A 21,479-nucleotide genomic window follows, 5' to 3' on the forward strand; every position below is an offset into this window, starting at 1 on the left:
TCCCCTGTGTGCCTTGTCCGTCACTGTACCCGCCGTACACGTCGTTCAGGTTCAGATGATCCGGATGGCCTTCCAGGATGACGGTGTTGCCGGTGGCAGCGCCTGTATCAGCACTGAACCCGCCATAGATAGCGCCGGTGATTGTCCCGCCGCGTATGGTGATGGTGTTGCCGGTGGCATGGGCGTAAGCACTTCTCCCGCCATAGACATTGCCGCCGATTGTCCCATCCGTCACGGTGACGGTGTTGCCGGTGGCTTCTCCTTGATAACTGCTCCCGCCATGGACATTGCCAGTGATTGTCCCGCCGCTCACGGTGACGGTGTTGCCGGTGGCAGCGTTTGACTGACTGAACCCGCCATAGACAGCGTTGCCGATTGCCCCGCCGGTCACGGTGACGGTGTTGCCGGTGGAGGTGCCGAACATACTCCACCCGCCATAGACAGTGTTGTTGATTCTCCCGCCGGTCACGGTGACGGTGTTGCCGGTGGCTTCTCCTCGATAACTGTACCCGCCATAGATACCTTGGCTGACCGTCCCGCCGTTCATGGTGACTTCCCCGCCATTGGCCGGCGTCGCATCATCGTAATACCAGCCATAGACATTACCGTTAACGTCATGATCTACGGTGATTTTCCCTTCACTGCCGTTGCCGTTTATGTCGTCCGCCATGACCGGCGGTACCACCGGCAGCAGGGCAAGGGCGATGGCCGATGCCAAAAGGCTTTGCCTGAATCGCCTTTCCTGTTTGCCCTGATTTTGTCTCACCTTGCCATTGCCCCTGTTCCATCCCTGTCGCTCTCCCTTTTTCGTGTTCCGCTCTTTTTCCGCCTGTCTCTTCCCAATGTCCGCTAATACCTGTTAGCGGACATTTGGAAGGCGCAACTTGTTGATTTGAATGGCTTTTCTTTTTTTTGTCCTGATGAGGCTTCCTGAAAAAAACCGGAGGGGGAAACCGGCGGCGTTGATGTTTTTCCTTGTTTTTGATAGACTTGGCTCCGGTCTTCCCGGCATTTGTCAGGGAAGATATGGGCCCGCTAACAGGTATTAGCGGTTATTTCCTGACTGAGCCTGGTCACGGCAGGATGTCTCTTCTGGACAACACGGGTTTTCGGGGAGAGCGGCGGCAAGCCGGAAAAAAGCCCCTTGCGGAAAGGGTCCGGCAAGGGGCAGGCGGCTGCGGCGGTTACGATTTTTTTATTGAAGGGGGCCTTTTTCGTCCGGTTCCAGCGGGATTTGCCGGAACTGGCCGGTTTCGTCTCGGTACCAGGCGGTGCCGTAGGGCGAATGCAGCAGGGGGATGATGTCCGGATCGACGTTGCAGACGGTGTTTAGGGCATAGATGCCGGCCCTGTCGGGGTCGGTCATGTAGTCGGCCGACTCGTCGCCTGCCGTGAAGCGCCAGCCGGAATCGGGCATGCCGTCGTCCGGTTCCTCGCGGTACATGTAGCCCACCTTGCAGCCGTCCACCATGATCCGGTCGGTGGCCAGACACCCTTCGGGGCCGTCCCAGCCGGTCAGCAGTTCCCGGATGTCGTCCGGCTTGACGGCCCAGTTTTTCCGGTCGGCGAACGAACAGACCGAATGCCGGTGGATATCGACGATGATGGCGTCTTCGTCCAACAGGGCGATGAGTTTGTTGGCGTCGTGCGACTGTTTGTAGTCGAGTTCGTCGTCAAAGAGCGGCACCATCTGATAGAAATGGACGACGTCGCCTCCCGGCAGTGTGCAGGCCACCGGTTCGCGATCCATGAAAAAGAGGCCCGGATTGATCAGCATCATGGCGGAGAGGCCCGTGTTGTCGGCAAAAGGCTTGTCGTTGGGGACGGTATGGCCCCAGCCGAGCCAGGTGTGGTTGGCGATCGGGAGCCGGGCCATGATTTTCAGCCAGCGCAGGGGCCAGTACCATTTTTCCTCGTCGTTCTGGATGTCCCAGGAAGACGGCAGGCAGATCAGCATTTCGGCACGATCCAGTTTTTTGTCCCTGAGGCTGGACGGCATGGTCATGCGGTGCGCGCCCATGCCGATGGTGACCAGCGTATAGAACGGACGCCGCTTCGACGGGTTGATGATGGCGATATCGACGTGGATGTCGGGAGAAAACAGTTCGTGGAAGATGAAGTCGTATTCTCCGAAGGCGTCCGTGATGTAGCTTTCCACGGCGGCCAGTTCGGCTTCGCTGTAGAGTTCGGGGGTTTCTGTTTCGCGCGGCGCCGGGGAAGGGCCGGACGCCGGGGCGGGGAGCTGGCCGGCGGCCAGAAGGGGCGAGTTTTCGCCGGTGGCCTGGCAGCACCAGTCAAGGTATTGCCAGGCGTCGCCGTCTTCCGGGTCGAGTTCCAGCACGCGTTCGAATTCGGTCTTGGCCTGCGTTTTTTTGCCAAGGTAATAGCAGGCCGCGCCCAGATGGAAGTGCCAGCCGGGGTCGTTTTCGCCCTGGCTTTCGACGGATTTCAGGGTAAGGGCGGCTTGCGCGTAGTCGCCGAGGTTGTTGAAGGCGCGGGCGAGCCGCACGGTCAGTTCGTATCCCCGTTCGGCTTCCGGCACGGCCATGATTTCATCGACGATTTTGGAAAAGGCTTTTTCGAGATGGTACCGGTTCAGGCGGCCGATCAGGGTTTTCCGGGCCTGTTTCGATTCATACTGCCGCTTTTCGTGGGTGAGCCGGGCCATGCGCTGCGAACGGGCCGAGCCGGTATCGTCGCTGACAGAGATGAAATGGCCCAGGACGCTGTCGCTGTCGGCGCCGTTTTCGATGGCGTCTTTCAGGGTCAGGAATTCATAATCGCCGGGCGCGAGTTTCAAGCCGACGGCGACGGAATAGCGGGCGTCGGCGATACGTCCGGCGTGGTATTGCATGCGGGCGAGCTGGAGCCAGCCCCAGGGATAGAGCGGTTCGACCTGTGTGCCTTTTTCGCTGGCGGCCAGCGCCTCGCCGAATTTCCCCTGATAGGCCAGCGCGATGGAATAGCGGTAATGCCAGATGCCGCTGTGCGCGCCGTCGGTTTCGACGCCTTTGAGCCATTTTTCGGCTTCCAGATAGGATTCGTAGGTGTCCAGGTTATTGAAGGCGTAGGCGGCCCAGAGTGCGGATTCAAAATCGTTTCTCGCCCCGTCGAGACCGCTTATCAGGTCGATGATGCCGTTCATCCGGTTTTCATTGTCCAGTTGCAGGAGGGTGGCCCGCAAACTTTCATTTAGCACCGGTTTTTTGCCCGAATCGAAGGATGGCGGGCGAAAGTCGTCCATGTCTGACCTCCCGGATGGGTTGAAACATCCGTGATTATAGGAAGCCCGGAAAACGGCTTGTTGCGATTTTTCGGGTTTTGGACGTTTTCTGTGGGAGGGAAGGGGAAAAGGCCGGTTTGACGGCGGTCAGGCCGGGGGAGACCGGGGAATGCGGCACGGTTTTCGCGGGCGTTTTTCCGGTCTTGGGCCGCCCGTTTCCTGCCAGATGATGTGGCGATGCAACATGGCTTGCCGGAATAAATATCCGCTAATACGCATTAATGGATTTGTTAATACGCATTAATGGAGGTTTTTGTAAAAACCGGAAAAACCGTTTTCCCTCTTGAGCCCTGTAAATTTCTCATTCGGAGAGAGATGGTAATGAATCTGGCATTTTTTATCAACTTCGGCCATGACAGGGGAAAAAGACGGAAAAAATCCGGAAATCCGTTTTTTATCAAAGGGAAAGGTAATTTTCATATGTCCGCTAATGCGTATTAGCAGACCTATCCGCCCATATTGATAGCCATTTATAAAACGAACCATCCCAAAGTATTTCAGAAATGATGCAATTAACCCGATTCCCGGAAAACCGCGTCAGCAGAATCGTCAATGAAATTTTTCGTGTGGCAGTCATTCCTTTATGCCTGCTTCCCTTTGCTGTTTCCAGGGCTGCTGAGTATCAATTGCCGGATAACGGCAATACTATATTCGCGCAACCCGGTGCGGGGGAGGGGAATAAGGTTCTGATAAACGATTCTGTCACGGGGGGCGGTTGGGCGATTATAGGGGGTTACACGAGCAACGCCGATGCTGGCGGGAATAAGGTAATAACCGACAATGTCGCCAAAGATATACAGATCAACATGTCCATTCTCGGGGGATTGAAGCAGACTGGTACTGGAGCGGCAAATTCAAACGAAATCCGCCTTGCGAATTCCGGTGGAACTACCACGGTTTCCGGAGACATTAGAGGGGGTTTCAATCAGGGAACCGGCAATGCGGATAACAATGAAATCCGCCTTGAAAATACCGTGGTGACAGGCGCCGTTCAGGGCGGGATTGCAAGCCACACAGGAGACACGCTTGGGAATATGGTAAGCCTGACGGGCGGCAGCGTCGCAGGAAGCGTTGCAGGGGCTTATATTGACGGGACGGGCAGCGGTCGGGCTGACGGAAACCGGGTGAGCCTCGGAAATGCCAGTGTCGGGCAAAATATTGAAGGCGGCTTTAATCTGGGAACAGGTAAGAGCAGCGCCAGTCAGAACGAGGTGGCCATTACAGTGGATAGTACGGCAGCGGATGGCTCAGGCTTTCAGGTCGGCGGTTTTGTTGCCGGAGGCGTTATGGGGCAGCAGGGAGAGGGAAACGCGAACCGTAACCAGGTTACGGTGACCAATACCAGCGCCCGGAATTTCCTTGTCAAAAGTTATGTCGCGGGCGGCTACAATCAGGGAACCGGCGATGCGGATAACAATGAAATCCGCCTTGAAAATACCGCGGTTGCAGGCGCTGTTCAGGGCGGGATTGCAAGCCACACAGGAGACACGCTTGAAAATAAGGTAAGCCTGACGGGCGGCAGCGTCGCAGGAATCGTCGCAGGGGGTTATATTGACGGGACGGGCAGCGGTCGGGCTGATGGAAACCGGGTGAGCCTTGCAGGTACCAGCGTTGTGCAAGGTATCACAGGAGGATTGAATTATGGAAGTGGAAAGAGCAGTGCCAGCAGTAACACGGTTTTTATTAATCATGTTGAGGGGAATACAGGCTCTTTGAATGGAGCTGCGGAAGGTCCGGCTTTTCGAGCCGGGGAAAGTCCGGATGTGTCGCCTGATGAAACAGGAGAGTATGTCGTTGGTGGCCATATTTCGTATATGGGCGAGGGAGACACAAACGACAACCATGTCATCATAAATAACGCCCACATCAGGCGGTATATCGCGGGCGGCGAAAATGAAGGGAGCGACAGTCCCGATGTGACGGTACCGTCTGGACAGAGCAATGCCAATAACAATATTGTTTACCTTGAAAATACTGAATTATCCGAGTATGACGCCGACGGTGCGGTGATACCACGTCATTATGTGGTTGGAGGGCTTGTCGGCAGCCAAAAAAATGGAAACGCAAACGGCAATGCGGTCACCCTTGTAAATAGCAGGTTCACAGGAAAATATATCGCAGCGGGCCTGAATCAGGGAACCGGGGAGGTCGCGGGAAACACGGTCAGGCTTGAAGACAGTACGGTTTACGGTATTGTCGCAGGCGGTTTGGACTGGGGCCATGGAAGGGTCGATTTAACTGACAATCATGTCATCATCCGGGGCGGCAAGGTTATCAGGGACTTAACCGGACAAAGTGACGAGTTCCAATCGGCCATGGCCGTTGCGGGAGCGCGCTCTCTGGAGGGTGAACATGTTGGGAAGAACAGGGTTAGTCTTTGGCAGACCGACATTGTGGGCAATGTTGCCGGGGGAGCTAATCAGGAGGGCGGAAACGCCCGGGAGAATGGGGTAACCGTTACGGATAGTCACATCCAGGGATACGTTGGTGGCGGTTATATTAATGGTGCTGTTCCCGGTAATAGTGGCGAAGAAGGGCACGCCGACGGCAACACCGTCACCATGACGAATACCCATGTAGAGGCTCTCAGGACGGGGGACGGTAACGTTGTTAACGACGGTAACATTGGCGGCGGATACAACCAGGGAATAGGAACCGTCAGCGCGGATAACAATGCGGTCTTCCTTTTCGTTAGGGATGATAATGATCCGGCTGCGGGAATGAAGGCGGGTGGGACAGGCACAGGCTTTGACGTCGAAGGTTTTGTTGCCGGAGGCGTTATTGGCCAGAATGGAACAGGAAGCACAAACGGTAATACCGTCGCCCTCATCAACAGCAGCACCCAGGGAAAAACCCTTCATGTCGGAAACTATGTCGCAGGCGGATACAATGATGGAAAAGGCGGCCATGCTGATGGCAACGCAGTCACTATAAAAAAAGCCGGGGTCGGAACCTATATTGCGGGCGGCTATCATGCCGGGATTGGAGAGGATGTTTCGGTCAGTGAGAACACCGTAAATCTTGAAGAGGTTAGCCTGATTTCTTCTGGCGGCGGCACAGATGGCCGTTTTGTTGCGGGAGGCGTTATTGTTAAAGATAACAAAAACGGAACCGTGTCCGGGAACGATCTCACGATTCGGGACAGCACGCTCACCGTAAAGTATGTGGCAGCGGGCGTGAACCAGGGGAGCGGGAATGTAACAGGAAACAGCGTCAAGCTTGAAAACAGTACTGTTTACGGTATTGTCGCAGGCGGTCTGGACCGGGCTGATGAAAACGCTGTGATTGGCGGAATGGTGAACCTTACGGGCAACACGGTAAGGATCACAGGCGGTTCAGTGCAGGGAGATATCATGGGCGCCCGCGACCGGAAAGAAGGGGGTGGCATGCTCCGGGAAAACCGCGTTATTCTTGATGGAGTGGGTGATATCACCGGTAATGTCACAGGCGGACTGAATCAGGGAAGAGGAAGCGCTCTGCAAAATAAGGTAGCCATTACGGGGAGTACCATCCAGGGCTACGTTAACGGCGGTTTTGTTGACAGCCCTATCCCGGCTGCCGGCGAGAGTAAGGAAGGGCAGGCCAATAGCAGCACGGATGAAGCAAGACAGGCCGACGGCAACACCGTCACCGTGACGAATACCCGTGTAAAGGCTAACGGAGGCTTTGGCGGCAACATTCACGGTGGATACAATCAGGGAACAGGAGCGGTCAGCGCCGATAACAATGCGGTCTTCCTTTCCGTTAGGGATGATAATGATCCGGCTGCGGGAATGAAGGCGGGTGGGACAGGCACAGGCTTTGACGTCGAAGGTTTTGTTGCCGGAGGCGTTATTGGCCAGAATGGAACAGGAAGCACAAACGGTAATACCGTCGCCCTCATCAACAGCAGCACCCGGGGAAAAACCCTTCACGTCGGAAACTATGTCGCAGGCGGATATAATGAAGGTACCGGTACCAGTACCAGTACCGGAAACACCGTTAGGCTTGAGGCGGGTGGCGATGTGCGGCTTGCCGTTGACGGTTTTGTCATTGGTGGCTATGTCCGGTTCGGAGAAGCCGGGAATACGGACAGTAATACCGTCACGATTACGAATGGAGCGCTTGGCGATGTCAACAGCCCTTCGTCGTATGTAGCGGGAGGGCTGAACGACGGGACAGGATCGGCAAGTGGAAACCATGTCGTGCTGGCTGGAAATACCATCGTCCGTGGTAGTGGTGTCGTAGGCGGCAGTGTGACAGGCGCAACGAACCATGCCGGGAAACAGGGCGCATTCCCGGAACAAGGGGAAGCCGGCTATTCAACAGGAACCGGACAAGATGGAGAAAGCGCTGATCTCGCTGTTGTCAGGAACAATACCGTCATGGTATCGGATGATGTCCGGGTGGAGGGCGGCCGGGTTGCGGGAGGGGAAAGCGTGGCCGGCCAGCCGGGAAAATCCGGTATTGCCACGATCGAATCCAATACCGTTACGGTGAATGGCGGCGTCATTTCTGCTGATGTGTACGGAGGCACAGCGGTCACCGGACGTGTTCTGGATAATACGGTCAACCTCAATGGCGGCGCACTCCGGGGCAAAGTCTTTGCCGGCAACAGCCTGGGGATTGTGAAGGATAACACGGTCAACCTCGATGGAAAAAACGGAATCGACATCACTGGCGCATGGCTCATTGGAAGCGGCCAACACGTGGCTACGGGGCAAAATGGCAATACCCTGAACATCAGGAATTTCAAGGGGCGCGCGCAAAACATCGGAAACTTCGACCGTGTCGATCTCGATCTGGCGGGGTTGACGCTTCGTGCCGGTGACCCGATCATCGTCCTGACAGAAAAAGAAACGACCCGTCTCGGTAACAGCACTATCCACCTCCACACTGGCCAGGAAGCCATAGCCCATACCAACCGTGCTCTTGCCCCACGCTACGAAGTCATCAAAAACGAAACCGGCGCCGGCCTGACAGCGGAAAACGTCACCTATCAGAACGGACAGATCACCGTCCGCGAAAACGGCGCCCTCCAGGCCCTCTACCGGGTAGAATGGGACGGCCCCGGTATTGATAGCGTTGACGGGGACAGTATCGACCTCGTCAAGACAGGAGAAACCGAAGTTATCCCCGGAACGGAAACCGTCAACGAGGGCCGGCTGGCCCTGACGGGTTTCCTGAATGAGGCAGGAGACTTCGTCCTCGACCGGAAGCTCCAGTGCAGCCTGCGGGAAGACGGAAGCATCCCGGAGACCTGCTTTTACGGAGCCGTCAGCGGAGGAGACCTGCATCATGACCTGAACGGAGACAAGGCCTGGGCCCATACCACAGGAACCCACTGGTTCATCGGACTCAGAAGCAAACTCAACGAAAAGGAAGACACGGAAAAAGATATCAACGGGGCACTTTACGTCGAAGCCGGCTGGGGAAACATGGACACGCATAACCGGTGGGCAAGAGGAGACGGGGATATCCACTACTATGGAATCGGCGCTATCGGAGAAAGAAAACAGAAAGAAGGAGACTGGAAAGGCGCCTACATGCAGGCCCATGCCAGAATCGGCCGTGCCTTTACCGACTACGACAGCCACCTCAAGGACGGAAGCGGCGACAGACTCGACTACGACAAGAACAGCACCTACTACGGAGCGGGTTTCGAAATCGGCCGGGAATGGCAGTACCACCCCGACTACATGCTCGACAGTTATCTTCAATACCGGTGGTTGCACCTGAACGGCTTTCATGCGGAAATGAACAGGGCCAGCTATCATCTCGACGACATAGACAGCCACCGTACCCGGCTGGGGAGCCGACTCAACTACACAGCGGAAAAAACCAGCATGCCTTACATAGGATTGGCCTGGGAACACGAATTCGACGGAAACGCGCGAGGGCGTGTCCTGGGATACAGCCTGAAAGACACCAGCCTGAAAGGAGACAGCGGCGTACTGGAAATCGGGGTCAAATTCGTGCCGTCGGAAAAAAGCCGCTGGAACTACGACTTCACGATAGAAGGCTACATCGGCCAGAGAGAGGGGGTCATGGGCAACTTTGTCGTCAACTATCTGTTCTGATGTCCTGCTTCAACCCGATACAAAATACGGAAAACGGAAAACAAAAAAGGAGTGGAAACCGCTCCTTTTTTCCGTTGAAGCATCATGACTGAAAAACCGGAAGCACCAAAAATCCACGATACCTGAAAATACCATAGTGGCGGGTAAAACCGGAGACAGGCGGCCTGCCTGTTTGCCGGAATGCAGGAAACCTGTCCGGTTAGAGTGAAGGGAAATTCGGGGTCGGGAAAATGGAACGGCTTATCTACCCTGTTGTCAGGCCGGATTTTTCCGGAAAGCGGTTTTCTTTCATCGTGAAGGCGACTCAGGAAAAAGCATGTAACGGACGGGGAGGTGCGGCAATTTCTGTCCGGAATGGGACACGGTGAGAGGAAAACGGAAAACAGGAACGGCGAAAGCCCGTTTTGCCTCCGCTTGTTTGCGCACCGACCGGTATTTATTCAGGTTCGCGGTTCTGGCCGGTGGCGGACTTCCGTCACGACGGAAGGGGAAAACGGTTTCACGGTCTTGCGGAATGCCTGATACGATGGTGATGTGCGCTATCCGGAAAAGCCGCCTGCCTGCCGAAACCGGAGGCTCCCTTTCACGGCCGGCTTGACCGATGCCGCTTGCCGGCGTTCTTTTGCCGGGTGCGGTTTTTCCGGCCGGGTGGGGGCCGTGGAGGAAAAGTCTGAAGACGGGACGGCCGGGAACCGGACGCCAAAAGACGATACGGCAGGCAAGCTGGCGATTGCGCTTGACCGGTCGCTTTCGGGACGGACGGGAAAGGCGCTGGCGCGCCGGCAGGAAACGGGCGCGGAGGAAAAAACCGTTTATGTTCATGATCTGGCGCTGAAGATGGGGCTGGCTCCGGAAGACGGCAAGCGGTACGAAACGCGCGCCCGGACGGACGCCATGTATGTCGGCCATGAGGATTCAGGGGAAAGGAAGACCGGGGCCGCGCCTGAACGGTTCGATTTCCCGTTTTTCAATAATATGGCATTCCATACGGGGTTTGTCCGCCGTTTTTACCGGCAGGTGTTTTTCGGGGCGTTCCGGGAGCGGGATAAGGAAAAGGCTTTTTCTGACGCCGCATAACGGCCCGGTACGTTCCGGCAGGCAGCCGCTGTGTTTTTTCGCGGCAGGGGTCTCTTTCCGGTTGCCGGGTTTTTTTGCCGGGTGTGTCGGGACAGGGGAATGGCCTGACTGGTGTTGGCCGGCAGGTGTCCGTTTCCCGGACAGATAGCGGTTTCCGGGGGATTTCGTTTTCCGGAACGCCTTTTCCATTTTCCCGCGTTTGCTGCGCATGCCGGCCCGTCAGGCGGGGCGGCCTGATGGTGTTGCGCTTTTTTCCGGTTTTTTCCCGCCCTTTTTTGCCGGTTTCTTTTCGGAATGTCTGCTCTGGCGGTGTCGCCGCTGTCGTGTCCGGCCGCAAGGGAGGCCGGTTTGCAGCCTGTTTGGCGCCCTTTCCGGAAATGGGCGATAGCCCGGCTTGTCCCTTTTTTGTCCGGATGGCCGTTTTTCCAGAGCGGGCGATGGCGTATGCCGGCCTGTCCGTGTCCTGCCGGCCTGTTGCGCTCAGGCGGATGCGGGGGCAAGGGGGTACGCGAAAACGCCTTGTCCGGCAAGCTCAGGGCAGGATGGCATGGCGCGGGATGATCGGGCGGGCGTTTCCGGTTGCGCGGCTTTGGCAAGGCGCTTTTCCCGGGGAAGCCGGGCGTCCGGGCGCGATGTGCCCGGTTTTTCGGGCGGCTTGGGGATGCCGTTTTCCGGGGAAGGAGCCGGGTGGAACAGGGACAGGGCCGGCATTTTCCGGGCCGTTCACGCGAAGGGGACGGATGAGAGGGCTGACAGGGTGCTGAAAGAGGGGCTGACAGGGGTGCTGGAAGGGGCCGGGGCATGAAAAAAGCGCCCCGGCAGGAGGCGCTTTTGCCGGTTTTGGCAGGATCAGTTGTCGAATTCGCCCGGTTTGGCGTGGTGGATGCGGTAGAGGAGTTCCTGCGCGTCCATGTCGCCGCGCACGGCGGATTTTTCCAGCCATTTGACGGCTTTGGCCTTGTCTTTTTTGACGCCTTGGCCGCGATAGTACATGTTGCCGAGGAAGGTGGCGGCATCGACGTTGCCCGCTTCGGCGCCTTTGGTCAGGAGGACTTCGGCTTTCGCGTAATCCTGTTTGACGTATTTGCCCTGGATGTACATGATGCCCAAAATGGTCTGGGCCAGCGGTTCATCCTGATCGGCGGCCTTGCTCAGGAGTTCGACGGCTTTTTGCGGGTCGTTGTGGTCGTTGCCTTCCAGATAGATCAGGCCCAGAAAGGACTGGGCGTCTTTTTCGCCATTGGCGGCCGCTTTTTCAAGCCATTTCTGCGCTTGCGGAAAGCTCTGTTCGACGCCCATGCCCTTGTAATACATGACGCCGACCAGTGTCTGGGCCGGGGCATGGTTCTGTTCTGCCGCTTTCAGGAACCATTGCGCGGCTTTCTGGTAATCGGGTTCGACGCCCAGCCCTTCGCTGTAGGCGATGCCGAGATAGGTCTGGGCGCGTGGATTGCCGGCCGTGGCGGCTTTTTCAAACCAGGGAATGGTTTTGGCGTAGTCTTTTTTGACGCCCAGTCCTTCACGGTACAGGTTGCCCAGATAGAGCTGGGCCCGGGTGTCGCCCGCTTCAGCGGCTTTTTGCAGATAGGGCAGGGCGTCCTGATAGTTTTTCGTTTCGTAAAGGGCTATGCCTTTGGCGGCGTCTTCCGCCACTCCCGCAAAGACCAGTCCGGCCGGCGCGATGAGCAGGACGAAGATCAGCAGGGTGGCGTATTGTTTCCACCCGCTTCGGGTCTGTTTTTTTTCTTGCATGGTTTGCCTCGGTAAAATGTCGTGAAGGGTTCTGTGCCGTTATCCCTGAAATGATAGCAGGATGAGCGGTTTGCGCAAAGAAGAACCTGCCGGTCCGGGCGCAAACGGAGAAAACGGGCTTGCCTGTCCGGCAAGGCGGGTGTGGGGCTTTTCCTTTTCGGGGACATGGGCTGGCCGATTCCGGTGGGAGTCCCGGCAGGCCGCCCTGCGTGTCGGGCCGGTCCGGTTTCCTGAAAAACCGTGTGTCGCGGAAAGGGGGTGCCGGTCTTGTCCGGATTCCGGCAAGGGAGCCGGATGCCGGATGGCGCGGAGGCGGCGTCCCGGTATGACCGGGCGTTTGATTTCTTCAGTATGCGGGGTTTTCCGGATATCGTGTCCGGAGGCGGCCTGTCGAAGGCGGGGCTTGCCTGTTTTTGGCGGCCGCGAAGCGGGAGGCGGATTGCGGTAAGCGGGGGGAGCGGTTTTTGGAGACGGCGTCTGGTACAAGGGGTTTGGTTTTTGGATGAGCCGGATCGGGTTTCCGGACCGTGTTTTCACTCACCCTGCCGGATAAAAAGGCCTGTTGAATCGTTTGAAGGCGGTTTTTCAGCTATGGGACAAGGGGTTTTTCCCCGATCCAAAGCGGGTTTTTCCGTCTTTTTCCCGCGGTTTTTTCCCGGCTTTTCACCAAAACTGTCCAGAGTCAAGCGGTTTCGCAAAACCGGCAAACCGGGCAGGCAGGCGGGTTTGAGGCCTTTTTTGCCCTTTTTTGTTCATCCGGTTTCTGAGGCTTCCCTGCTTTGGGTGGGCGATCTGCTGGTATGCCGATGGCCGGCGTTCGGATGAGTGGGCGACGTTCCGGCCCGGTTTCCTGACGCGGGTGGACGGATACGCCGGGACGGTGGGGGACGCGGGCGGGTATGATGGCCGCCTGTTTTTTATGGGGAAGCGGGAAAAAGACCCACAAAGAGCGGCTTAATGTCCGTTAATGATGATTAGCGGATGTTAGACACGGCAACGGAAATGGCCGCTATCCCGCCACAGCCCTGAGCTGGCCTGCTCATAAAGCATTTATTGTAACTGACTGCGGAAAACGTTTCAAGCTCCCGAAAAAAGGCCGTTTTCTGAAAAAAGGTATTTGAATCAATAGGTTGAAAGGTTTGTGGAAGGCTTCTAATCATCATTAGCAAATGTTTGGAAACCGGGTGCGGGGAGACCGGTTTTTCCCGCCTGTATGCCAGGCCTGTGGTTACTGGAAGACAGGGAGGCAAAGTGGCGGCAGAAAGGGTTTTCGGGCAGGCAAAACGGCTATCGGGCAAATCGGGAGGGCGCGTTTCAGGCGTGTTTCCGGAGCGGACACGGTTGTCGGTAGCGATAGCGCTGGTGGTGACGCCGTTTTTCGTGGTACAGCAGGCTTGTGCGGAATGGATCGACCGCTATGAGAATGTCCGGCCGTCGGGAGGGTCCGCTCCGGCGTATAACATCCGCGACCGTTGGATCGATGTCAGTAGCGGCAGTTCGCTGATGGGGTTCAACGAGGATGGGACGGAACTGTCGTCCGAGGCATGGCCGAATATCGCTTCTGGTGAGGGGGGCGTCACGTCGTACAGGGCCCGTTTTTACACCAGTTGGGGAATTGACGATCTGGATACGCCGCTTTCTGCAGTCAAGGGAACGGGCAGTACGGTGTATTGGGATTTTCTGGCGCCGGAAAGCTCGCGGATTGTCGCGACACTGGATGTGGGGGGCAGTCGCTCGCACTGGCATTCAGGGCTGTACGGGATTTATGCCAGGAAGTACACGCACAAGTATGACGACGGCAACGGTGCGGCCCATTTCAATTTCCTCTCGAAAGAGACAGCGATTCTGGCAAGCAATCACAATGGGTTAAGCGGCAATGTGGCCGCTATCCGGCTGGAGGAGGGAGGGTCTGTCTCGTTTTGGGGACAGGATGAATTGCGGGCCGATCCGGCGTTGGGAATGGCGGATACCGGACTGGGCGTCCGGAAGGTGAGCATCGCCGCTTCCAACGAGTATGGCGGGGCCAGCGGGAATGTGTACGGGATTCTGAATACGCGGGGCGATATTCATCTGGGGGCCGATACGACGAGAATCGAGGTGTTCAACAAGGGGGTCAACCGTGACGGGGTGGCGATCGGCAAGGATACGGTGGATATCGCCAGCCATGCCATCGGGATATTCAATTCGGGCGGGGTGCTGGAGAACCGTTCGGATCTGGTGATCGCCACAGGCAATGCGGCAGTCCGTCAGGAAAACGGGACGGGGGACGGCGAGACGGTTTCCACGGGAGAAGGGGTGACGGTTGGCCTGTTCAATGCCCGTTATGCGGATCAGTCGGAAAAGCCCGGGTTCGGTTCACGGGGGTCGAGGGTGGACAGCACGGGGTCTGTGACGATGGATTTGCAGGCGAAAAATGAGGTGTTCGGCCTGATGCAGACGCATGAGGAGACGTTCTCATCGTTTGCCGGCGAGACACGGATTTCGGCCAGCAGTACGGATGCCGGGGCTTATGGGGTGTTTGCCACGGAAAAGACGCAGGCCGGTTTTACCGGTCAGCTCGCTTATGCGGTAAGGAGCGGCGCGGCGGACGCGTATGGCGTGCTGGCGGACAAGGGGGCGCGTGTAACGGTGAACGGCGGGCTGAAGGCGTCGGTTGACCGGACGCAATATGACGAGTCGCTGAAAAAGGCACGGGCGATCGAGGCATGGGGCGGCGCGCAGGTCATGGTGAATACGGAAGGGCGCCATCTGGTCGAGGTGGATGGCGATTTGCATACGGCGCCGGAAGGAACCGGAGGGTCTGGCGGTTCGGGCAATCCCGGCGATCTCAGTGCCGCCCTGTCGATGAATGTGGATGTGCTGGCCTGGGCGATCCGGGACAATGGCGGGATTATCCTGCGTTCCGCCGCACTGGCGGGCCGGGATGAGGTGCCCGCCGGATGGCGGGAAAGCGCCCGGGCGGCGGACGATGCTTCCGGTCTGGCGGGGGAACGGGAAAAGATCACGTTTGTCATGGATGCGGCCGGGTCGTACCTGACGGGGGCGGCCAACGGGAATATCGACATGACGGTGTCGGAGGCGACACGCTGGGATGTGACGGCGGACAGCCGTTACGCGATATTGCGTGCGAACGGGGGGACGATTGATTTCTACCATCCGGAAAAGCGTTATGACGACGCACTGCCGTTCCAGAAGATGACGGTGGGCGATATGGTGGCGCCGGTGGCCCGCGCCGGCGGGACGGGCAGTACGTTTGTGATGAATACGGATATGCTCTCGGCCGGAAAAACCGTGATGTCTTATGATGGCATGACGTATTTCGGCGGGGATCTGGTGTCGCAGGGGGCAATTGATCCGGCAACGGGAAAATTCACGGCCAATCCGGTGTACCGCTATCGCGGCCAGGATGTGGAGGTGGCGCTGTCGGGGATGACGGTCGGCGAGGTGAAAGGGACGCTGGAATACGAAAGGCGTTACGGCGATTTCCTGTCTGTGCGGTCGGCCTCGGGCGGTGCGCAGACATACGCGGTGCGGATTCATGATCCGGCGGTGAAAAACGATCGGGCATATGACGATACGGTGCTGAAGTTCGCTACGGTGCCGCAGAACGTGACGCTGGTGGGACAGGCCGTGCAGCACAGTCCGCTGTTTGTCTATACGCCGAGGATCTGGAGGACGGAACATCACGCCTCGGGCCAGTCGGTCTATGACGAGGCCGGCGGGCGGTTCGTCGTGAAGGACGATACCCGGTTCACGAAGGCGGAATACGAAAATCTGGGCCTGTCGGAAACGGCGGCGGATGAAAACGGTTATGTGGATTACTGGCTGTCGGGGTTCAGGCGGGAGGTGTCCGAGGAAGGCAGGACGCCGGTGAAGGCCGCGGCCGCGTCCTTTGCCGGGTGGCGCTGGTGGAATGAGAACGATACGCTGTTAAAACGCATGGGCGAGTTGCGCTATTCGGATGGACAGGACGGCGCCTGGGCGCGGGTGATCCGCAGCAAGCATGAGGATGGCGGGACGTACGGGTTCACGGGCTATACGACGATTCTCCAGATCGGGGCCGACCGCCGGGAGATCGGCGAAAAGGGGATGTGGCGGCGGGGCGCGGCGCTGTCGTGGGGCGAGACGGATACCCGGTTTTCACAGGGCAAGGGGGAAAACACGAATACGAGCCTGACGCTTTATGCCACCTGGCTGGGGTACAAGGGGCATTATCTCGATCTGGTCGTCAAGGGCAGCCGCCTGAGGACGGATTACGAGACGTTCGGGGCGTTCGCCGATCATGGGGTCGGCAGGAACTGGGCGGCCAGCGCGAGCGCGGAATATGGCCGCAAGAAAAAGGTGCATGCGGACAACTGGTTTGTCGAACCGCAGCTTCAGGTCACGTACGGCCATTTGTGGGGCGGCGATTATACGACGCGGCAGGGCATTCATGTCGATCAGAAGGATGCGGACAGTCTGGTCGGCCGGGCCGGGGTGGTATTGAGCCGGGAATTCGAGAGCGAATACCGTCGGCCGAAACGGGCGTATGTGAAGGCGTCGGCGCTGCATGAGTTCATGGGGCGCGACCGGTTCATGTTGCGCGACGCCGCCGGCGGGTCGGCCGGATTGGCCAATGATATGGGGGGGACCTGGTACGAGGCCGGTTTCGGCATGAATATGGTGCTGAAAGAAGGCATGCACGTGTATTTCGATTTCGAGCGCAGTTTCGGCGGCCAGGTCGATATGCCCTGGCGGGTCGAGGGCGGTGTCCGGGTTGAATTCTGAACGGGGGGTGTCATGGGACTGAAAAAAACGGGCGTGCTGTTTCCGTTGCTGGTACAGCTATTTTGGCCGGTGTTGGCGGAACCGGCGCGGGCTGAATCGCTTTTGCCGCCGCTGATGGAACGGGAAACGGAGCTGGCCGGCCTGCCGCTCAAGGGACAGGCGCTTTCGATGGACGAGGGGGCGGCTTTTCTGGGGGAACGGCGCCATTGCCGGACAGTCGGCAATGAGGAAGGCGCGGAACCGGAAAGGGTGGCGACGCATGTGTTTTACGGGCAAGGGGAATTGTGGCTGGCGAAAACACCGGCGTCCGGGGAAAGGGCGCCTGTCTTGCGGGTATTGACGAGCCGTCCCGATGTGGAGACGTCGCGCGGGATTGCCGTCGGGATGCACCGGGACGATCTGTTGAAGGCGTATGGCGAACCGGATCGCCTTCACTGGAACCGCCTGTCGGCGGACGATTATCCGGAGGTGGTGCGCTGGGCGGTGTATCGCTGTCATGAGGGGTGCCGCGCGTTCAACGGCGAGCGGGACGGGCGGCGCTTTTCGCGGCTCGTTTTCGGGCTGGCGGGCAACGGCACGATCCGCCGTGTCGGGTATTCGACGTCGTTTTTCGGCTTGTGACCGGAATGTTCCGTGGTACGGGTATTCTTGCCCGGTTTGCCTGAATTGGGGGGCTTGTCAGGTGTTTTTCCTTTTTTGCCTTTTGTCAGGGAGGCCTGCCCGTCTCTGCGCAGGGTTTTCACGGTTTTCCCGATGGCGGCTCTGCCGCTCCTGTTCGTGATGGCAGACCCGCTCTGAAAGCGGGCGCAGGACGGGGGGGAAGGCGAAAAGGCTGACCGGAGAGGGCCGGAAGGCGGGCTCCCGATGGCAAGCCGGGGCGGGGCAAGTCGTTGACTGCATGGCGGAAAGGGCAGCGTGAAAACGCTGCTTTTTTTGTGTGGCGGGCCGGGGGTTTTCCGCATGGGACGGGGGCAGGGCGGAATCCGGCCGTTTCGTGTGTGGCGGGCCGGGGCTGGTGTCCGGGCCGTTTCCGGAAACGGCTTGCGGCCGGGCGGGGGGCGGGCGATAATGGCGCACGGTGTTCCGGGATCGGCGGGGCAAAGGCGCCGGCAGGGTGGCCTGCCGTGCGGTGGCAATGGATGGGGCAGGAAAATGAGATTCGTGATTGATGGCCGCGTGTTTGCGGCGATTCCCGATATGGTGGCGGGCGTTGTGGTGGCGCAGGGGGTGGACAATACGCGGGAGAGGCCGGAGGTATCGGCGATGCTGGCGCAGTCGGTCGCGGCGGCGCAGGCCCGGTTTTCCGGACAGGAGGTGAAAAAGGCCGGGGAGATCGTGCCGTACCGTGAGGCTTTCCGGGCGCTGGGGATCAATCCGAACCGTTTTCCCTGTTCGGCGGAGGCGCTGTTTTCCCGGATCGGCAAGGGCAAGGGGTTGCCGTCGATCAATCCGCTGGTCGATCTGAACAATGCCGTGTCGTTAAAGTATGTGATTCCGATGGGGACGCACGATCTGAAGGATGTGCCGGATGCGATCGAGATGCGGCCGGCAACCGAAAACGACCGTTTTCTGCCGTTTGGCGGGGGCAGGGAGGAAGTGCCCGATTCCGGCGAGGTGGTGTATGCGGTCGGCCATCAGGTGAGGACGCGGCGCTGGACATGGCGGCAGAGCGAAAACGGCAAGATTACGGCAAAAACGTCTGCGGTGTTTTTCCCGATTGACGGGTTTGCGGGGTTCAATGACGTTGCGGTCAAGGCAGCGGCAAACGAGCTGGCGGAAAAGCTGGTGGCCTGTTTCGGCGCTGAGGTGAGAACGGGGTTCGTTGACCGGGATCATCCGGAGTTCGTCTGGTCGTTTTGACGGGCGGCTGCCATGCGCCGGTTTTCCATTGCCGGAGAACAGGGCGGTTCCGGCGGCAGGCTGTCTGCCGTGCCTGTTTGGGGGGAGGCGGGCGCGCGGCCGGCCGGGGTGGGGCGTTTTTCCGGCCGATGACGGTTTTCAGGAGATAAGAAACGCCGCCATTTGCCGACTGCGTTTCAATGGAAGGGAATGCGCGCGCCAGGCAAATTGGCCACACGCCCAACTCCCGTCAGATCAGTCCATCCCGATTATCATTGACATTCAGGCCGGGGATTTCAATCGCACCCTGTCGCTGATCCGGCAGATCGTCGATGAACCGCAACCGATTCGGGAAAGCATCGGGGAAACCGTGCTGAACCGGAACAGGGGCAGGCGTCGCCAACCAGCCGATCCGGAAGATACCCTGGCATCCGTTGTCGGCCCTGGCGCTGGCCGGCAACAAGGGCAACAGGATACGCGATGAACATGGCGATATGCCGGATAACCTGCATCCTGCGGTGAATGGCAATGTGCTGGCCCTTGCTTTCGGAAACGAAAAGGCAAAGTGGCCTCACAAGGGAACCGCGCCTTATCCCATCAGACCGGAAAAAGGCAGGGCGTTGAAGTTTGCCGGCCTGTACCGGACGAAAGTCAGCCATCCCGGATGGCCTGCCAGACTGTTGCTTGGGTTCCCGATGATGAGGCTGATGCGATCCGGCATCTGGGACAGGATCACATCGGGTACCTGCTTTCAAAGGGGAAATAAAAAGGCTTGGTGAATCGTTTGAAGGGTATTTTCCGGCGATTGGATAAGGGATTGTTTCCCGGTTCAAAGCGGGATTTCCCGTCTTTTTCCCGCGGTTTTTTCCCGGATTTTCACCCGAACTGTCCGGCAATCAAAATGTTTTGCCAAACCCGTCAGACCCGGTATGCAGGCGGGTTCGAGGCTTTTTTGACCTTTTTTATTCATCCTGTTTTCAACCCTTCCCTCCTTGACGGTTTTCAGGGCCAGTTCGTGGCGGCTGTCGGGATGTTTTTTGCCGGTCTTTTCGCAGGGGGCGATGGCGGGCGTGTCGCGGAATGCGTCGTGGGCCAGTATGGGGCGCGCAAGCCGTTTTGCCTTTTCGCACGTGGTGTGCCGGATGATCCGGCAGATTTCCTTTCCGGCCGGTTTGAGCAGGTTCATGGACAGCAGAATGTCTTTTCCGCTTTTCCGGCAAGGGGGTATCCGGGTTTGCCGCACAGGGGAAACGGGGTTTATGGCTGTTTGTTCCGGGCCTTTGCCAGCCGGATGTCGGTTAGGGCGGTGACGACAGCGATGAAAAGCGTCATGGAGATGAACTGGCCCAGTGTTTTCAGGGCGGTGACGAGGCCGGGTGTGTCGCGCTGTCTTGTCCGGGTTTGCGATCGGGCGGTTTTTCCGGGGGAGTTTTCCGGGGTGAGGCGGTTGCCTGTCGCGGCGGCAGGGGTTTCTGTTGCGGTTTGCCTGGCAAGGCGGGCGGCGGGCGTGGCCGGGGCCTGTGGTTTTTCGCCCGCCGGGAGCGTTTTGGCCCGGACGGCGTCGCCAAAAGCCGCCGGGGGCGGGATCGGGCGGCCGCTGCCGGGGCGGGCAAAGCGCTGGCCTGTTTGGCCGGTTTCGTGACGAAGGGCAGCGACAGCCAGCGGAAAAACGGCGTGGTGGCGAAGCTGGCGGCGCCGCCGGCCAGAACGAGGGCGACAAACGTTTTCAGAAGGACAGAGCGGGATTTCGCGGAGAGGGAAATCCCCAGAAATGGCCGGGCTATCCGGAGTTCGTGCAGGATGGAGCGGGTGTCGGGGATGGAAAACCATTTGGCGAGCATGCCGAGGATGAAGGCATGGTGAAGGCCGAGATGGATGCCGGTCAGGATGAGGGCGATGGCGGCTCCGGTTTTGTGGATGGTTTTCCAGACGGGCCAGCTGCTGTGGAAATCGAAGACAACGCGCGAGATGGCGACCCCGCTGACGCCGACGGCCAGAAAGGCCGCCAGCAGGCCAAGGGAAACGCCATAGCTGAAAACGGTTCGGGCCGGAAGCGTGCCGCTGGCGAGCCGCGAGGTGATGGCGGTGATCCACAGGCGGTTGGAGGCGAGGTGGACAATGAAAAAGGCGAAGAGGACCAGTCCGGCGATTTCATGATACGCCAGACCCATGGCCCGCGTGTTGTACAGCAAAACCATCGCGACCAGAATGAGCAGGTCGAATGCGAGCCGGATAGCGGTTTTAAGGTGCATGTCGCCTCCTGAAAGCATGGGCCGCACGTGATGGCGGTGGACGATTCCCCCCGCCATCACGTACGGCTTTTATTGTAACGCAGCCGGGGCGGGGCGGCCTGACTGTTTTGTAAGGAAATCTTTCTGAAAGAAAGGGGCTGCGGAGGCGGGAAAAGCGGGAAAAGCGGGAAAAGCGGGAAAACGGGAAAACGGGAAAACGGGAAAACGGGAAAAGCGGGAAAACGGGAAAACGGGAAAACGGGAAAACGGGAAAACGGGAAAACGGGAAAACGGGAAAACGGGAAAACGGGAAAACGGGAAAACGGGAAAACGGGAAAACGGGAAAACGGGAAAAACGGAAAACGGAAAACGGAAAACGGAAAACGGAAAACGGAAAACGGAAAACGGAAAACGGAAAACGGAAAACGGAAAACGGAAAACGGAAAACGGAAAACGGAAAACGGAAAACGG

General features: G+C 58.4%; 12 protein-coding genes and 1 pseudogene. 7 read left to right on the forward strand and 6 right to left on the reverse strand.

From position 1 onward, the window contains the following. A pseudogene (locus tag OFAG_RS06465) lies at nucleotides 1-766 on the reverse strand (hypothetical protein); the annotation flags it as partial. A gap of 429 nt (nucleotides 767-1,195) precedes the next feature. Next, a complete protein-coding gene (locus tag OFAG_RS06470) occupies nucleotides 1,196-3,244 on the reverse strand; it encodes an immunity protein Imm33 domain-containing protein (protein ID WP_005877155.1) in 2,049 nt (682 codons plus the stop codon). Between the two features lie 542 nt (nucleotides 3,245-3,786). Here OFAG_RS06470 and OFAG_RS06480 point away from each other — a divergent pair. The 3 genes from OFAG_RS06480 (at nucleotide 3,787) to OFAG_RS13785 (ending at nucleotide 11,224) form a co-directional block, all read left to right on the forward strand. After that, entirely contained in the window at nucleotides 3,787-9,342 is a 5,556-nt protein-coding gene (locus tag OFAG_RS06480) for an autotransporter outer membrane beta-barrel domain-containing protein (protein ID WP_020994979.1), read from the forward strand. 657 nt (nucleotides 9,343-9,999) lie between these two features. Then, nucleotides 10,000-10,419 carry a hypothetical protein gene (locus tag OFAG_RS06490; protein ID WP_147617675.1) on the forward strand — a complete coding sequence of 140 codons (420 nt, stop codon included), beginning with the start codon at nucleotides 10,000-10,002 and terminating at the stop codon, nucleotides 10,417-10,419. 394 nt (nucleotides 10,420-10,813) lie between these two features. Beyond that, a complete protein-coding gene (locus tag OFAG_RS13785; protein WP_147617674.1) occupies nucleotides 10,814-11,224 on the forward strand; it encodes a hypothetical protein in 411 nt (136 codons plus the stop codon). 44 nt (nucleotides 11,225-11,268) lie between these two features. Here the strand turns inward: OFAG_RS13785 and OFAG_RS06505 are convergent, their stop codons facing one another. Beyond that, entirely contained in the window at nucleotides 11,269-12,171 is a 903-nt protein-coding gene (locus tag OFAG_RS06505; RefSeq protein WP_005877150.1) for a tetratricopeptide repeat protein, read from the reverse strand. Between the two features lie 1,251 nt (nucleotides 12,172-13,422). Here OFAG_RS06505 and OFAG_RS12870 point away from each other — a divergent pair. The 3 genes from OFAG_RS12870 (at nucleotide 13,423) to OFAG_RS06530 (ending at nucleotide 18,798) form a co-directional block, all read left to right on the forward strand. Beyond that, nucleotides 13,423-16,938: an autotransporter outer membrane beta-barrel domain-containing protein gene (locus OFAG_RS12870; RefSeq protein WP_005877148.1), complete on the forward strand. Its 3,516-nt coding sequence runs from the start codon at nucleotides 13,423-13,425 to the stop codon at nucleotides 16,936-16,938. 12 nt (nucleotides 16,939-16,950) lie between these two features. Then, a complete protein-coding gene (locus tag OFAG_RS06525) occupies nucleotides 16,951-17,559 on the forward strand; it encodes a hypothetical protein (RefSeq protein ID WP_005877146.1) in 609 nt (202 codons plus the stop codon). Nucleotides 17,560-18,090: 531 nt separating this feature from the next. Continuing rightward, on the forward strand, nucleotides 18,091-18,798 hold the full coding sequence (locus OFAG_RS06530) for a B3/B4 domain-containing protein (RefSeq protein ID WP_005877144.1): 708 nt from the start codon (nucleotides 18,091-18,093) through the stop codon (nucleotides 18,796-18,798). A 229-nt stretch (nucleotides 18,799-19,027) separates the two neighbouring features. Here OFAG_RS06530 and OFAG_RS13790 read toward each other — a convergent pair whose 3' ends face one another. Continuing rightward, the gene (locus tag OFAG_RS13790) at nucleotides 19,028-19,180 is read right to left on the reverse strand and encodes a hypothetical protein (protein WP_155979189.1); all 153 of its coding nucleotides are present in this window, start codon (nucleotides 19,178-19,180) and stop codon (nucleotides 19,028-19,030) included. 31 nt (nucleotides 19,181-19,211) lie between these two features. Here OFAG_RS13790 and OFAG_RS06540 point away from each other — a divergent pair, with 31 nt between their 5' ends. Then, complete coding sequence (locus tag OFAG_RS06540; protein ID WP_040719812.1) at nucleotides 19,212-19,556, forward strand: hypothetical protein; 345 nt, start codon at nucleotides 19,212-19,214, stop codon at nucleotides 19,554-19,556. Nucleotides 19,557-19,606: 50 nt separating this feature from the next. Here OFAG_RS06540 and OFAG_RS06545 read toward each other — a convergent pair whose 3' ends face one another. Together OFAG_RS06545 and OFAG_RS06550 are read right to left on the reverse strand one after the other, a co-directional pair. Continuing rightward, nucleotides 19,607-19,963, reverse strand: a complete 357-nt coding sequence (locus OFAG_RS06545) for a hypothetical protein (protein ID WP_020994984.1) — start codon at nucleotides 19,961-19,963, stop codon at nucleotides 19,607-19,609. A 169-nt stretch (nucleotides 19,964-20,132) separates the two neighbouring features. Continuing rightward, nucleotides 20,133-21,029, reverse strand: a complete 897-nt coding sequence (locus tag OFAG_RS06550; RefSeq protein WP_020994985.1) for a DUF4405 domain-containing protein — start codon at nucleotides 21,027-21,029, stop codon at nucleotides 20,133-20,135. Nucleotides 21,030-21,479 lie beyond the last annotated feature (450 nt).

This window comes from Oxalobacter paraformigenes (assembly GCF_000158475.2).
Taxonomy (GTDB): domain Bacteria; phylum Pseudomonadota; class Gammaproteobacteria; order Burkholderiales; family Burkholderiaceae_D; genus Oxalobacter; species Oxalobacter paraformigenes.

What these genes read in the sequence shown, in the direction of transcription:
- OFAG_RS06470 (WP_005877155.1), bottom strand. Translation starts at nt 3,244, where the DNA reads ATGGACGACTTTCGCCCGCCATCCTTCGATTCGGGCAAAAAACCGGTG.
- OFAG_RS06480 (WP_020994979.1), top strand. Translation starts at nt 3,787, where the DNA reads ATGATGCAATTAACCCGATTCCCGGAAAACCGCGTCAGCAGAATCGTC.
- OFAG_RS06505 (WP_005877150.1), bottom strand. Translation starts at nt 12,171, where the DNA reads ATGCAAGAAAAAAAACAGACCCGAAGCGGGTGGAAACAATACGCCACC.
- OFAG_RS06525 (WP_005877146.1), top strand. Translation starts at nt 16,951, where the DNA reads ATGGGACTGAAAAAAACGGGCGTGCTGTTTCCGTTGCTGGTACAGCTA.
- OFAG_RS06530 (WP_005877144.1), top strand. Translation starts at nt 18,091, where the DNA reads ATGAGATTCGTGATTGATGGCCGCGTGTTTGCGGCGATTCCCGATATG.
- OFAG_RS06545 (WP_020994984.1), bottom strand. Translation starts at nt 19,963, where the DNA reads ATGAACCTGCTCAAACCGGCCGGAAAGGAAATCTGCCGGATCATCCGG.
- OFAG_RS06550 (WP_020994985.1), bottom strand. Translation starts at nt 21,029, where the DNA reads ATGCACCTTAAAACCGCTATCCGGCTCGCATTCGACCTGCTCATTCTG.